Source organism: Halobacillus sp. K22, assembly GCF_052246795.1.
In the GTDB taxonomy this organism is placed as follows: Bacteria; Bacillota; Bacilli; order Bacillales; family Halobacillaceae; genus Halobacillus.
Map to the genome: position 1 here is coordinate 219,247 of NZ_JBQQCN010000002.1, position 14,515 is coordinate 233,761.

Consider the following 14,515-nt stretch of genomic DNA (forward strand, 5'->3'; position numbering starts at 1 on the left):
ATTAGGTAACCGACATAAAAAAGTTCACGGTTACTACCTTGAAAAGGTGATCTCTTGTGATGTTCTTTTGTTGAATTCATATTGATCTCCCCTTTCTTTAACTTCAATTCACATTACCTGTGGACTCAAAATATAGCGAAAGGATGATTGCTCCTATGGAATAATCGTCCTCATAAAGAACGTTTTAAATCCTACTCTAACTAAATTTGCTTACTAAAATAATATCAATCACTACAAAGAGGAGAAATAGAAAGGCACTGCCGTATATATAACGTTTTCTCTCCCGGCTCCACCATAGCGCCAAAGTCATAAGGGCAAAAACAACTATCAACACTTGATTTTGTTGAAGCCTGTCTTGCTTTTGGAATAGGTTAAGTGCTTCTTTAGGCTCGCCTTGAAAGGTCTGCTCACTTATTTCCTTACCATACCAATTGTAACTAATTACCTGACGGGTTGAAGTTTCCTCTATAATCTCTAATTTCTTAAAACCTAATACAGGAAGTTCAATAGAAAAAATAAATAGTAAACCACCTATAATAAAAACTGATAATTGCGCTACTGTCTTTCTTTTCAAAGAACTTCTCCTCCTATTAATTTAATGAAGTATTCCCCTTATTTCTTCCTTCTTCATTCGGAGGCATGTGATTAAGTTTCTTTTCTATTTTCTCTATTCGTCTTTTTACATTTACCAGTAATGCAATGACTGTTAGGAACAAAAGCGGAATAGCTACAAATGAAAACAGCGATACCAACTGTCCTGCAACCATACTATTGATCTTAACCCTTCTAAAAAGGTCAAATTATTCTATAGTTTCGAATCAAGCCATATGCGACATTAATAATATAGAAACTATTAGAAAACAGGACATAATAGCTATTACTGTCCCTAAAGCAGCTAAAAGCAAAAGCTTTTTTCCAGCATTCTTTTCAAAGCCGATTATACCCAGAAATACCGATAGAGCCAGAATAATAATTGATCTATCCTCAACTATTAAAATCTGAACCTTTCTTATTAAAAAAGTTTGATAGGATTACCATCATTAATCCTATTACTACCAGGGGGATGGATGCCGACTCTAACATATCCGGCATACCTTCGATTCCTATGAATTCACTAAATGCAAACCCAGCAGCAAAAATCCACAAACCTAAATAAACAAGCCATTTTCCTGTTGTGGTTTTCCTCTTCGACAACATTCACATCCCCCTATTTGTTACCACTATGATTAAGATTCAATTCGTGACTACTTAATCAATAAATTATGTAAATCAAGCGTATCAAATCTACACCCACATGGAAATTATAACCACAAGAACCGGCTAGCACAGCCATACCTGTCCTTTAAACTTATTTCCCAAGAGGATTTTTCCGTGAATTCCTTCCGCTTCAACCTAACCCCTATGACTTAACCACTCGCCTATTAGTCAGTCCTGTTTCATAGTACTTCTTCCTTTATTCTTTAAGGAAACTAGAAAGATAGTTAAATTTAACATGATACTGTTCGCAAACAGAATCATTAGAAGGAAGATTGAAACAAAAATTCCACTGTTGCTGCCTGTATACTCAGCAAGCTTAGTACCGACAGTAAACAATATAAAGGGCAATGCGAGCGAAACTAAAACTAATAATGAGTATGGTTTATCTTTTTCCTTGTTATAAATAAACCATGCCCAGCTACCAACTATTAAAATAAAAGTTGCTAAATAGATATATAACAAATAATCCCCCCAGTCTTTAACAAGTCAAAATATTTGGTCCTCGCTCACTTGATCTCACATCTATTATTCCAAAGTAAACATAGGCAGGCAATGATTGTAATCAAACGATCCCTTTGTCGAGCTGCATTATATCTTTCGGTAAACAGCCTCCCTCTGTTGACTTTGACTTTCACTTTAATAGATGCTAACTTGAAAATAGAATGAACGTTCTATCTAAAGGAGGTTTGCTTAACCATTGAGTGAGAAACGTAAACAAGTATTAAATGTTGCCGAACAACTATTTTATGATTATGGATTTCATGGAGTAGGTTTAAAACAAATTGTTAAAGAAGCAAATGTTGCGACGATGACGTTATATAATCACTTTTCCTCTAAGAACACGCTTGTAGAAGAGACCATTAAGCACCGGGAAGAGCGGTACTGGGCATACATTCGCTCTACATCCGGGGCCTATTCTAACGAACCATTTGTACGAATTGCACAATTACACGGAGCTTTCTTAAAAGAAGTATCCCCTCAAGGGTGTATGTTCCTGCGTGCCATTGAAGTATATCAGGATACAGACAGTAACATTGTGAATATTGCCAAAAACCATAAATCTAAAGTGCTGCAGTATTTCGAGGAACTTGCTATGAGTAACAACATCAAAGATTATAAGAACTTTGCTTATGAGTTTCTTCTCATTATCGAAGGAGCTACATCTATGACCCAGATTACAGATCCAACACAAGCCACCGAACATGCAGTTACCATGACAAAAGCTCTTCAATCCCATTTCCAAACGTAAACGGCATCCTATAGGATACCGTTTTTTCTATAAGTAAATCCTTGCCCCATATAGAGGAGTTCATGGTACGTATTCATACAGCTTGTGTGGATCAAAAATTTTTAATACAGGTAGAAAGAACGTTCTATCTAAGTTTCAAGAAAAAGGAGTATCTTCGTTTATGAATTTTACGAGACTCGTCTTTCCTGGCGTAACCATGATTGCTGTCACGTATGGATTAGCAAGGTATAGTTTCGGATTATTACTTCCTAACATTTCCAACTCATTTCAAATGTCTGATACAGTTTCCGGTATCATTTCTTCTCTATTTTACCTTGCCTATTGTTTTACGATTATTTACTCTATCGTAATGACCACCAATAAAGGACCTAAACCTATGATTATGCTGGCAGGTGGTTTTGCTGTTAGTGGAATGTTTATGATTAGTGCTTCCTTAAACGAATGGATGCTTGCTGCCGGGGTTCTCCTGGCAGGGGGGAGTACAGGACTCGTGTCTCCGCCGTACGGAGCAGCTATTGCCTTTTGGATAAAAGAACCCTTACAAGGAAAAGCAAACACTTGGATAAATTCTGGTACTAGTCTGGGTATAGTCGCAACAGGAGTCGGAGCCATTCTGTTGACTCCTCATTGGCGATACACGTACGTACTGTATGCCATTATTGCGTTGATCGTATTATGGTGGAATTACCGGATTATCCCAAAACCTGACGATTCCTTAAGAATCAAGCGTGGTCTATTATCGGCAAAAGGTTTAGAGGGAGCTAAATCTATGATCACCGGGGCTATTCTCATGGGGATTTCGAGTGCATGTTTTTGGACTTTTTCGAGGAGCTTCATAGAAAGCAGCGGGGACTTCAGTACGCTCGTATTGTCTCTGTTCTGGGTAACGATTGGACTCTTCGGTATAACCAGTGGTTTAGGCGGCACCGTTATCGAGCGCATTGGACTTCAATCCAGTTATACCCTGTTTGCTGTGATGATGGGAGGAGCTTCGATTCTGCTTACATGGGCACCTGACAGCATCCCAATTGTAATAGGATCAGCTGCGTTATTTGGCACCTCTAACTTATTTATGTGTGGCTTGCTCATTGTCTGGGGAATCCGTGTATTCGAAAGTAATGCTTCTTTAGGTATAGGTGTACCTTTCCTTATGCTGTCCATAGGCCAGGTGATCGGGTCCATCCTTGCAGGCAGTATGATTGAAGGGATCGGTTACGCGGTGACTTTCGCTGTTTTTGGAGCCATCTCTATCTTAGGCTCGTTTTTACGGACAGCCTAACTCAGGACTCCCCAAAACTGGATCATCACCATCAAGCATTTTGCCGCTCCGCTTTTATCGAAAATCCTAGACTCAAATTAAAATAGTCCGTAAATTTACGGACTATTTTTTACGTTTATTGTAAAAGAAAACTTGATAGTAAGTCATCAATGTAAGAGGAATGACCACTACTATATGTCCGAACCAGTTTAAATCCACATTAAATAGTGGATTTATTAATAAGCTCATTCCTAGAACATAGAGAGGTATTACTATAATTTTCAATGCCGTTGCCATAACTCCTCGTCCCTTCCTCTATACTCTCCCTTAAACTCCTGTAACTCCTTGTACTCTCTAAACTGTTAATTTAGCTACAGAGTGGGCTAGTTGTTAAATCAGATTGTGTTTACAGTTCATCAATTATATATAATTTTAAAACTAACGAAAAAGTGATGCAATATATGTCTAAAAAGCAAGATTCAAAGAAACAAACCCTTCCCCTTCTCGAACATCAAAGTGTTTAAATGAAAACACAAAGGGAATTCCTCACTTGTGGAAGTTATTTTCTCCATAGAAAAAACTTCCCAGATACCCTGCGAACAATCGAAGAGGTTTTAAAAATCAATGAATGGGAATATTACTTTCCATTGCCCTTCGACGAATGGCAGGGGCAATTTTTTTACCCAGAAACGATAATCAACGATGCCAACTTAAGGAGGCTATTTTTACTATGAATCGTTTTACAATACCACGCGATATTTATTTCGAAGATAATGCACTTGAAGTATTAGAGTCCTTTGAAGGAAAAAAGGCCGCGCTAGTGATTGGCGGAGGTTCTGTTAAACAAAACGGAAACCTTTCCAAGGTACAGGAACACCTGGCAGCTGCCAATATAGAAACAGAAGTATTCGAAGGTTTCAATACCGAGCCTACGTTTGAAGTAGTCAAACAAGGCGCCAAAGATCTGGAACAGTTCCAGCCCGATTGGATCATCGGTATCGGCGGCGGATCCGCGATGGATTCTGCCAAAGCAATCTGGCTCTATTATGAGCATCCGGAGCTTGCTTTTGAAGATGCGATTAAACCATTTGAACTACCGCGTCTTCGCACGAAAGCGAAATACGCCGGCATTCCGACGACAAGCGGAAGTGGTTCTGAAGTATCCAACCTTTCTGTGGTAGCCGATGAAACAACCAATGTAAAATATCCACTAGCTGACTTTGAACTGACACCGGATGTTGCTATTATCGACCCGGTTATGATCGAAGACCTGCCGCAGCACATCGCTGCTTATACCGGCATGGATGCGTTCACGCACACCCTCGAAGCTTATGTGGCTAAACCACGCACGATGTACACAGACATCCTGTCCCTTGGTGGTGCTGAAGTCATTAAAGATAACCTGGTTGCGTCTTATAAAGGCGATCACGAAGCTGGTAAGAAGATGCACACTATTCAAGCAATGGCAGGCATGGCCTTTGCGAACGCCGTGCTTGGTAACGTGCACAGCCTTGCTCATAAAAGTGGTCCGACGTTCGGCATTCCGCATGGCTATGCGAACGCGATCTACCTGCCTTACGTGATTCAGTTCAACCGTGAAGTCGTTGAAGATCGTTTTGCTGAAATCGCTCGCCGCCTGAACCTGCAAGGGAACAACGATGCTGAATTGACTGATTCTCTAGTCGAGTATATCTATCAATTGAACAAAGACATCGGTCTTGCAACTACCCTGCAGGACTTCGGCGTATCCGAAGAGGAGTTCAACAAGCATCTGGATACAATGGCTGAAAATGCTATGGAAGATCCATGCACGGGCACCAACCCCCGCGAGACTTCTCTTGAGCAAATGAAAGAGCTCTTTAAAGCTTCTTACTATGGCAAAGAAGCTCTAGTTAAAGCGTAAATAACAAATATCAATAGCAAAAGAGCTCAGGGGGAATTTTCCCTGAGCTCTTTTTTTACAGCTGATCATAGCGGAAATTGAGTTTTCACCATCTCTTCAAAATATTGGAATTCCATACCGTTATCCATAGGTATGAGGGATCATTTGAAAAAACAGGCAACCTCATTCCGGAATCACACGATCCTTGTCTCCAGTTTCTAGTTGATTACGCGGGGCAGATACGTTAGTACTTCCCTTCCTACGGGTAGTCTTAGGGTTCGTTATCGCTAGTATAATTGTTTCGGTGGTCTATTCGTTTCGTAACGAACAAAAATGTTCGGCACTGTTTCACGTTTGCCGCTCTATTTATCACTGCTGTGATCATAACAAGCAACACAAAAAACATCGGAGGAGTTCTTTCATTTCTCATTATGTACATAATTTTTACCGTTCCAATCGCGATCATTGCGACGCTTTCCCAAGTGATTAAGACTTATAATTCTACACATCCGTTCAAAATTTTTTATTTTTATCTACGTTTTTTTAGATAACTGACGAATCCATTCCTCATTTTCCTTTTGAACCGAAAAGGTTATATTTGTTGCCACACACGGTCGTTTGTTTGGATTCTGAGGCACAGATTTTTTCGGGTTTTTTTTCATATTAAAAACTCACCTTTTTCGATAGTTTGTATAGTTTATGCAATTTCTCGAAAAAGTATCATTAAAAAGAGGAAGCACATATATCATGCTTCCTCTTCTTCATTTATTTTATTTAGCGTGTCTAATTACGTCCATATCCTTGGCTCTCATGCGTCCTATTGAACGCTTCATATTAATTGTTGTTGGTTTTTTGTTCGGGTTTCTAGGAGGCACAGTACTGTGACGGGAAGTTTTGTTTGATTCTCTTTTTCTTTGGGTTCTTAAAGGCGTCTCTTTTGCTACCATATCTTCCACTCTCCTTTCATTCTTAATTTAATATTATCATAAGTAACTTTAATTTCCATATGCTAAACCTGTTATACACGTTTAATTTGTGGTTACCAGGAATAGTAAATTATAATACTCGCCAAAACAAGGGAATAACACGGATGAAGATTCGCTTTCGAGTATTTCGATATTCTCGCCTTCTAGGATTGTTAAAGCGTAAATAACAAATCGAACAAATAAGTAAAACAGAGCTCAGGGATTCCCTGTGCTCTGTTTTTTAGTTTTTCACACATTTACACCTTCCTCCTTCCCCAATATCTACAATTCCTTTCATGTTTGTCCGTCACGTAAAATAGAATAAAACAGTAAGGAAAAATAAACATGGCAGAAGGAAGGCGTTTCTATGTATAAAAACTGGTTCTTCCGACGCGTGGATCGCTTTATCGACTGGCTTGAAAATCACCAGAAAAGCATCTACTCCATTTCCATAACTATATTTTTTCTATTAGCTGCAGGGGTAGGCGGTTATACGTTCTGGAACTATTGGAAAACCCCCATGTTCGCTTCACCTGCAACGATCATTGAACACATGGCCAATATCCCTTTTATTATAGGGATGTTAGCAATGGTTCTGATTCTGGCCGGAGGCTCGTTTGTTATATGGATGTCTTTATCGATGATTAAAAAAGTGAAAATTAATAAATTGGAAGTTGATATAAGTGACACTTCCCTTCAAGAGTCGAGAATCCAGCAGCGATTCACATTCATTTCCTCCATGCTTGAACAGAACATCGAAATCTTGTGCGACATTTACGAAGACAAGAAGTCGTTCAAAAGGAGAATGGAAGAACACACCGTACAGCAGGAGATCATCAGTTATTTAGCTTCTGACTACCGGGAGTACATACGCGTTTTTTATCCAGATTTACAATCCGAATTGTTTATTTTGGGCAACACCGAAAAAATGGATCAGAATACAAGGCGCTTGTATAAGTTCCTCCTAAGAAATAAGAAGACACAGCAAGCTGTATACACGAATCGTTTAATCAATGGAGAAAATACATTAGTCGGGTTAGCGTATTTTGAGAAGGAATTTGAAGGAGAATCCGAAGGTCAGTACAAGGTAGATACAGAGGATCATATTATTATCGTTATGAAAACAGGGTTCGACTTACCATTTGAACAATACGATGTCGATGCCCTTCAAAGCATTATAAACTACTCTAAGATTTTGTATGAAGAATTAATGATCACGTATTACTTGGATAAGGACGAAGTAATCGAGAACCAATAAAAACTGGTCTGCCAATGAGAGTGAGGAGATGGTACGGTGAACGGCAAGGATAAAGGATCGCCAGAGGAGAAAGCCGAAGAGTTTGTCCGGAGACGTCAAGGCCGCATTAAAAAGAACCAGCCTAACCAGGATGGTTCTTCAAGCTTGTTAAAGTATTTGCGTGAACAATGGAAAGAGACGAATACCCACTAAAAGTAGTCTGATCTTCTCAATGGAGACCCGGGGATCATATCAGCACGGGGTTTTTTTGTGTCTAACAAGGCGATAGGTACAAACAATGGCTAGAACGAGTCCTTAGAAGCCCTTTTTCTCAGCCATTTCCTCCAGAAGCTGAGCTGGGGAGTTTTCTTGATTGGAACTGGGGGTGTGACTTTCCCTGTGACCTGATCAATAAAGAGCTTAACCCGCTTCCTTAAATAATCCTCGCCCACTTTCATTCCTCCTGTCATACTCCTGTTAGTATTGTATGTTACGGAGTTTTCATTAACCATAAAATCTGTGGTTCACAGGTTACAACTGCTGAATGATCATCCATTTACTCCCAGGGTTTAACGAGCGGGTGAGACTCAGGATGCTCCACACATGAAGCAGTCACTTTCCTTTTAAAATAGAAAGCATGAAATATCCCCCATACGGTGACTACCCCGACTGTATCCTTTACCAAATCTATCAATGTAAAAGATCGCCCTGGCACAAATAATTGGTGAAACTCATCTCCCACCCCGTACAGGATAGAAAATAAAGCAGCCAAACAGCTGGTTACCTTCGTTAATCTATGATTCACACCTAAAGCTGCGATGAGTAGAACATAAAGCATGGCGAATTCCACAAAATGCATCATCTCAAGAACCGTATTCATTTGAGTAACCCCAGAAATCTCTTAATCGTTTGTATAGAGTAGCTGGATTGGAGCCAGATCATCCCCATGTAAATCAAAGGGAGAAGCGTTATCAATACTCTTCTTATCACGTTCTTCATCTCCTGCCGTAATGAGAGCTTTCTATTATTATAGAAAAGAGACTAGAGTTTTATACGCTGTCACCCTCAAGGCGCAGATCGACCGTAGGAAAAGGAATGCACCCTACACGCCTGTAAATTTCCCGTACTCTTTCATAAACCTGAGCCCTACCATCCCCACCGGACCATTCCGCTGTTTACTTAACAGAAACTCGACCCGATCCTGATCCTCCGCCTTCCAGTTATAATAATCATTCCTATACAAAAATCCGATCACGTCCGCATCCTGTTCTATGTTTCCTGATTCCCGCAAATCGGACATGACCGGCCGCTTGTCCTGACGCTGCTCTACGCCCCGGGATAACTGTGACAACAAAACAATCGGCACTTCCAGTTCCCGAGCCAGCAGTTTCAATTCCCTCGTCATGGCCCCAACCTCCAGATCCCGACGTTCGAAGCGTGCCGTAGAAGCCATGAGCTGCAGGTAATCAATGATCACAAGCGGTCGTGCTTCCTCATTTTTATGTACGGCCTGGCGAATGGCGGCCCGGATATCCGCTACCGTGCGCTCCCGCTCGTGAATGACCATGTTCCATTCTGCCATTACCCCAATGGCGGTCATCGCGCGTTCATAATCTTCATTAGAGAATTTCATCGAGCGCCATTTCTGCCCATCCACCTCAGCTTCACAGGATATCATCCGCTTCAGCAGTTCCTTGTGTCCCATTTCCAAACTAAATATGTGTACCTCTCCACCGGTCTTGCAATGGTGCGAAGCTAAGTTCAGCGCAAAGGCGGTCTTGCCCATCGACGGTCGTCCGGCTAGAATCATCAGATCGCCTTTCTGACTGCCGCCGGTCATCTGGTCAAGGTCTGGATAGCCGGTGGAATAACCGGTGATCCTCGACTCTCTTGGCTGAACCATTTCGCGGGCGATTTCCATCAAAGTATCATAGGTGCTAGGTGCTTCCTTGACCGTCGTTCCGCGGTAATCTTCAAGACTTTTCAACAGCTCCTCGAGTGACTCATTACTCGGATTCTCTATGTAACGGAGCGCATGTTCTTTCCCTTTCCGATTCCGAAAAGCTTCGAGCACCAGGCGCTGGTCATGCTTGAATGCTTCCGTCGTCGGTACAGAGCCTGCAAGATCCGCTAAGTAGCTGACCCCTCCCACCGCCGTAATTTTATGATTCAACTCCGTTGTAACGGACACCAGATTGACCGGTGCCTCCGTTTTGTACACCTTCTGCATCGCTCGATAAATGAGCTGATGCCTCGGATCGGCAAAATGATCCGCTGAAAGGGTTGCATCTTTCATCAACGTACCTTCATAAAGAATCGTGCCGATTACCGACTGTTCTGCTTCACGATTATGAATCATCTGAAAACCTCCTCATGAACTGTTCCAACTTTTCTTCAAAATGGCGCTTCGTTTCTTCAGACACTTCTGCCGCTTCCTGTTCCCACACCTTCATTTTCTCCAAATAGGCATTCTCCTCCGGCAGGTACACCGCAATATCTGCAAACGACGGCGGAAATGGAGACGTAAAGGCATAGCGGGAAAGCTTTTCCATGACCGCCTTAAAATCCATCTGCATCAACTGCGGAAGGGCCGTATTGATCATCCGCTGGGTAACCTCAAATTTCCCCGGGTACATTTCCTGCATCGTCTCCAAAATTTCTATCGCTTCATGACTCTTCATGCTTCATTCTCCTTTCGCCACTCTTCATATAGTTCCGCTACTGTCGGCGCGTCTTCCTTCGGCTTACCGGAGGACGACCGCCGCACTTCCAGATCCAGCGCCTCAGCCTGCGCCAGCGTCTTCACCCCACGTGCCTGCCAGCGCTTTAAAATCCCTCCGCTGTACTGAAAAAAAGGCTTGTTATGTTGAAGCGCGCGTTTCATCGCTTCCAGCACCAGCTCCTCCGGCATATCCTTACACCACTCCGTAATGGACTGCGCAATGTGGGGACTCAGCATCCCGAAGTTCTGTTCGTAAAAGGTGTGCGGATTTTCTGTGGGCGTATTCACCACGATGGTTTTGTCTTGTTTTGTTTCTTTTTGTTTAATTAATGCGTCCGCTGACTGGTTCATCTGCTCGCTCGCTTGCTGGTCCACTTGCTCGTCCATCTGTACGTCCGCCTGGTGGATCGCCAGCTCGTCACTCAGTCGGCCGCTATCCGGATATTCACGGGTAATTAACTGATAGATAGGAGCCTGATTTTTCCCTACCGAGCGAAAAGTAAGATAACCCTTCTCCTTTAATTGCTTACGTGCCCGTTTAAAAGCACTCTCCGTCAAACCCGATTTCACCAGGATGGAAGTAGCTGCAAGCGTAATTTCCTCCCGCCAGCCCGCTTTATTGTGAAAATGCATCAGCGTGTGCCAAAGCACAATCTCTGAAGTGGTCAGCCCATCCAATTCCATGCGATCGTAAAACGCGTTAATCTCTTTAATATAATTCATGACAATCGTCCTCCTCTGGATTGAGGCATAAAAAATAAGCCCCTACGATTCTATAATCGAAGGAACTTATGATTTGGTGTCGTTTAATTTTAAATTTTTTTATTTGAAAAATTAGATACACAAAAACTCCCTGCTGAACCCATCAGCAAGGGAGTCACAAGAGATCCTTATTCCACTTTTACATCCTTAAGAGACTCAAAAGCCTCCGGATATTTAATCGTATCAAAAACCTCTTCCTTCTCGGCATCCACCACATTGACCGTGACGTCATATTCTTCCGGCCCAGCCCCATCAAACAATTGATACAGCATTCCCGTCACGCCAAGTCCCATTACCGCAAATCCATCCAGGCTGTTTTCGTACTCTTCCCGGTCTACAGACAACATAAATTCGGAATAAGATTCAGTCGCTTGAATATCCTGAATGGACGAGTAATTGTCTTCATTCTTTATTTCTTCAATGGCTGCAGTCATCTGCTTCTCCATCTCTTTCATTAATTCTTTATGTTTGGATTGCGACATTTTATAAGTAACGGTACTGCCATTATCAATGACTTCATTAATACCTTTTTCTTTGGCCTCTGCTTTAATTCGATCAAAGTCCTGGTTCTGAATCTCGAAGAATGATTTTGGAATCGTAACTGATACACCCTTCACGTTCTTATCTACTTCGACCGATTCTTCTTTTTCTTCATTGGATGAGCTTGCCTCCTCAGAGACTGCCTGTTCCTCCGTCTGGTTCTTCTCTCCACTCTCTGCTGCTAAGTCAGAGCTGGAATTTGTATCTGGTGCGCATGCAGCCAACATGAAGAGACAGGCTGCCAGGATCCACCATAATTTCTTCATGATAATGCCCCCTATACCCATAAGTGTATTTATTCATATGATATAGGCTATTATACCATTGATGAGAGGAATTTCGTCATGGGAATTTTTGAATCTATCGAATTTTTTGTCATAAAATCTGTGGGGTAAAGTGTCCGTTTGCACCTCAACTTCTCGTAAAAATAGCACTTCTTCCTCACTAATCGACATAAATATGCAATAAATGTTTACATCTCTGCAATATAGGATATACCACTATCATCCATAACAAACCGAGAGGCCTTCCCAGTTGTTGAAGGTCACGCGAAAGGAAGAGGAGCTATGAGTACACCACAAAAAATCGTTGATCGTCTGGTTCACTTTACTGTTGAGGTTTATAACGACCGCTATGACTCCCCTAAGATTCAGAAACTGCGTCACGATTATGAATGTGCCCTCGGCCAAGCGATTCAGATGTATAAAGAAGCAAGTGAAAATATTCGTCCAGAAGTTGTCCGTTACAACGAACTGATCTTGAAAATAAAAATGATTTTCCAGCAAAAGAATTCAGAGACGGTAGAGGAGATTCTTGACCTCGATAAGAAATTGCGGGCGAGAAACGAAGCCTGTCCGGATGCGCCGGTCCAGAATCATCCGTCTGAGATCGTCGATCGTTTGCTATACTTAACCGCTGAAGCTTATAATGATGAAGCTTCTTCCAAGGCACTGCAAAAGCTGCGCCACGATTACGAATGCGCGATAGAAGACGCCGTGAACGTTTATAAGAAGTCGTACTATAAAATGCGCCAGGACTCGATTCGATATAATGAATTCCGGGAGAAAGTGAAGAAATTCTTCGGTCAGACGGAATGCGAAGATGTTGAACGGATCCTTACGTGGGACGAGGACCTTTCTGAAGGCATGAGCATCCGGAGAAGCCACGGCTATATTAAGTAAAAACACTCCAGCTCATGGAGTGTTTTTTATGTATGTTATGCTCGATATATATATAACCCTAGCCCACTAACTCAAGTCGCTTTTATTTCTTATGTATGTTTTACAAACTTAACAAGCACATACCCACCGCTCACCATTGAACTCACAATCAACTAAACATTGAACGGTCCGATCCCACTTCCATACTGCGATGTTCACTTCATCCTCTGAATTTTCGCAGCTTTCTATTGATTATCGCTCTTTTTGAAACCACCGTATCACACCAATAATATCTGATATCACAAATAAGAGCGCAGGATTTGCAGCCTGCACTCTTATTCGTATCACTCTAAATCAATTTCATAGGGAGACCCAATAGGCGAGTGCTACAAACTCTATAAATAAACCGCCTGCCCTGTCCTCGCCGATTCATAGATCGCCTCCAGAACCTCACTTACCACGGCCGCCTGTTCAGGCGTAACTTCAGGCTCTGTATCATTCAAGATGCTTTCAATCCACAACCTAGCTTCGCGATCACTGTCACTTTCATCATCACCGCTATAAAAAGCTACGCCACTAGCATCAAGCTCTGGCTTAGTAGTATATAGTTTTCCGTACTTTTCTCCGTTAATCCTTAACCCATCTTTCATATCCGCTCCTGCTTCTGTTCCGCATAGTGTGCTTTTTGCTTCATCGATGTCGAGCGTATTTAGTGCCCAACTTGATTCGAGGATAACCGTTGCTCCATTTTTCATGGTAAGGAAACCGAAGGCGGAATCCTCTACGTTAAATTCTTTTGGATCCCATGGTCCAAATGCATTGGCTGCATTTTCTTTATCCGATAGTTTATGGTAGACGTTTCCCATGACACTCTTTACTTCATAGTTATCCATCAGCCATAATGTTAGATCTAGAGCGTGCGTACCGATATCTATCAGTGGTCCGCCACCTTGTTCTTCTTCATTTAAAAATACTCCCCAAGTCGGAACGGCGCGCCTGCGGATGGCGTGGGATTTGGCGAAGTAGATTTCTCCAAGCTCTCCATTCTTGCAAACTTGTTTTAAGTATTGGGAGTCATTACGAAAGCGATTGTTGTACCCAATGGATAGTTTCTTCCCTGTTCGCTTGGCAGCTTCCACCATAGATCTTGCTTCTGCTGCGGTTTTTGCCATCGGCTTTTCACACATGACATGCTTGTCTGCTTCTAAGGCATCAATGGAAATGCGGGCATGGGATTTATTCGGTGTACAAACATGAACGACGTCTATGCTTGCATCTTTTAATAAGTCTTTATAGTTAGTGTAAACTTGAGCGTCATTTACACCATAATTCTCTACCGCTTCTGTGGCGCGAGCTTCGACTAAATCACAAAAAGCTACGAGCTGGACCGTATCAAGCTTTGCTAAACTTGGCATTTGTTTGCCGTTCGCTATACCTCCACAGCCGATAATACCAATCTTTACTTTGTCCACTTCTCTAACCT

Annotated in this window: 16 protein-coding genes; 6 read left to right on the plus strand and 10 right to left on the minus strand. The window is 42.0% G+C overall.

The features are described from left to right. Nucleotides 1-196: 196 nt before the first annotated feature. Together ACTWPM_RS02770 and ACTWPM_RS02775 are read right to left on the minus strand one after the other, a co-directional pair. The gene (locus tag ACTWPM_RS02770) at nucleotides 197-574 is read right to left on the minus strand and encodes a hypothetical protein (protein WP_443131537.1); all 378 of its coding nucleotides are present in this window, start codon (nucleotides 572-574) and stop codon (nucleotides 197-199) included. Between the two features lie 410 nt (nucleotides 575-984). Then, nucleotides 985-1,197 (minus strand): hypothetical protein, encoded by a 213-nt coding sequence (locus tag ACTWPM_RS02775; protein ID WP_443131538.1) that lies wholly within the window; start codon nucleotides 1,195-1,197, stop codon nucleotides 985-987. Nucleotides 1,198-1,954: 757 nt separating this feature from the next. Here ACTWPM_RS02775 and ACTWPM_RS02780 point away from each other — a divergent pair. Next, nucleotides 1,955-2,506 carry a TetR/AcrR family transcriptional regulator gene (locus ACTWPM_RS02780; protein ID WP_443131539.1) on the plus strand — a complete coding sequence of 184 codons (552 nt, stop codon included), beginning with the start codon at nucleotides 1,955-1,957 and terminating at the stop codon, nucleotides 2,504-2,506. A 160-nt stretch (nucleotides 2,507-2,666) separates the two neighbouring features. Next, complete coding sequence (locus ACTWPM_RS02785; protein WP_443131540.1) at nucleotides 2,667-3,785, plus strand: MFS transporter; 1,119 nt, start codon at nucleotides 2,667-2,669, stop codon at nucleotides 3,783-3,785. A 102-nt stretch (nucleotides 3,786-3,887) separates the two neighbouring features. Here the strand turns inward: ACTWPM_RS02785 and ACTWPM_RS02790 are convergent, their stop codons facing one another. Beyond that, entirely contained in the window at nucleotides 3,888-4,061 is a 174-nt protein-coding gene (locus ACTWPM_RS02790) for a hypothetical protein (protein ID WP_443131541.1), read from the minus strand. A 433-nt stretch (nucleotides 4,062-4,494) separates the two neighbouring features. Between ACTWPM_RS02790 and ACTWPM_RS02795 the strand changes: the two genes are divergently transcribed. Then, nucleotides 4,495-5,667: an iron-containing alcohol dehydrogenase gene (locus tag ACTWPM_RS02795; protein WP_443131542.1), complete on the plus strand. Its 1,173-nt coding sequence runs from the start codon at nucleotides 4,495-4,497 to the stop codon at nucleotides 5,665-5,667. Nucleotides 5,668-6,416: 749 nt separating this feature from the next. Here the strand turns inward: ACTWPM_RS02795 and ACTWPM_RS02800 are convergent. Continuing rightward, complete coding sequence (locus ACTWPM_RS02800) at nucleotides 6,417-6,593, minus strand: hypothetical protein (protein ID WP_443131543.1); 177 nt, start codon at nucleotides 6,591-6,593, stop codon at nucleotides 6,417-6,419. Between the two features lie 385 nt (nucleotides 6,594-6,978). Between ACTWPM_RS02800 and ACTWPM_RS02805 the strand changes: the two genes are divergently transcribed. Together ACTWPM_RS02805 and ACTWPM_RS02810 are read left to right on the plus strand one after the other, a co-directional pair. After that, the gene (locus ACTWPM_RS02805) at nucleotides 6,979-7,869 is read left to right on the plus strand and encodes a hypothetical protein (protein ID WP_443131544.1); all 891 of its coding nucleotides are present in this window, start codon (nucleotides 6,979-6,981) and stop codon (nucleotides 7,867-7,869) included. A gap of 36 nt (nucleotides 7,870-7,905) precedes the next feature. Then, nucleotides 7,906-8,061: a hypothetical protein gene (locus tag ACTWPM_RS02810; protein WP_443131545.1), complete on the plus strand. Its 156-nt coding sequence runs from the start codon at nucleotides 7,906-7,908 to the stop codon at nucleotides 8,059-8,061. Nucleotides 8,062-8,404: 343 nt separating this feature from the next. On the opposite strand, the gene ACTWPM_RS02815 is transcribed toward ACTWPM_RS02810, so the two are convergent. The 5 genes from ACTWPM_RS02815 to ACTWPM_RS02835 all read right to left on the minus strand — a co-directional run bounded on the left by ACTWPM_RS02815 (nucleotide 8,405) and on the right by ACTWPM_RS02835 (nucleotide 12,138). After that, on the minus strand, nucleotides 8,405-8,728 hold the full coding sequence (locus ACTWPM_RS02815) for a VanZ family protein (protein ID WP_443131546.1): 324 nt from the start codon (nucleotides 8,726-8,728) through the stop codon (nucleotides 8,405-8,407). 222 nt (nucleotides 8,729-8,950) lie between these two features. Next, nucleotides 8,951-10,207, minus strand: a complete 1,257-nt coding sequence (gene dnaB / locus ACTWPM_RS02820) for a replicative DNA helicase (RefSeq protein ID WP_443131547.1) — start codon at nucleotides 10,205-10,207, stop codon at nucleotides 8,951-8,953. Continuing rightward, complete coding sequence (locus ACTWPM_RS02825; protein WP_443131548.1) at nucleotides 10,197-10,529, minus strand: hypothetical protein; 333 nt, start codon at nucleotides 10,527-10,529, stop codon at nucleotides 10,197-10,199. The genes dnaB and ACTWPM_RS02825 overlap by 11 nt, the downstream gene beginning before the upstream one ends. Further along, nucleotides 10,526-11,293 carry a DnaD domain-containing protein gene (locus ACTWPM_RS02830; RefSeq protein WP_443131549.1) on the minus strand — a complete coding sequence of 256 codons (768 nt, stop codon included), beginning with the start codon at nucleotides 11,291-11,293 and terminating at the stop codon, nucleotides 10,526-10,528. Before ACTWPM_RS02830 ends, ACTWPM_RS02825 begins: the two co-directional genes overlap by 4 nt. Nucleotides 11,294-11,460: 167 nt before the next feature. Beyond that, entirely contained in the window at nucleotides 11,461-12,138 is a 678-nt protein-coding gene (locus ACTWPM_RS02835) for a hypothetical protein (RefSeq protein WP_443131550.1), read from the minus strand. A 300-nt stretch (nucleotides 12,139-12,438) separates the two neighbouring features. Between ACTWPM_RS02835 and ACTWPM_RS02840 the strand changes: the two genes are divergently transcribed. After that, nucleotides 12,439-13,053, plus strand: a complete 615-nt coding sequence (locus tag ACTWPM_RS02840) for a hypothetical protein (RefSeq protein WP_443131551.1) — start codon at nucleotides 12,439-12,441, stop codon at nucleotides 13,051-13,053. Nucleotides 13,054-13,427: 374 nt separating this feature from the next. Here the strand turns inward: ACTWPM_RS02840 and ACTWPM_RS02845 are convergent, their stop codons facing one another. After that, on the minus strand, nucleotides 13,428-14,504 hold the full coding sequence (locus tag ACTWPM_RS02845; RefSeq protein ID WP_443131552.1) for a Gfo/Idh/MocA family protein: 1,077 nt from the start codon (nucleotides 14,502-14,504) through the stop codon (nucleotides 13,428-13,430). Between the last annotated feature and the right edge of the window lie 11 nt (nucleotides 14,505-14,515).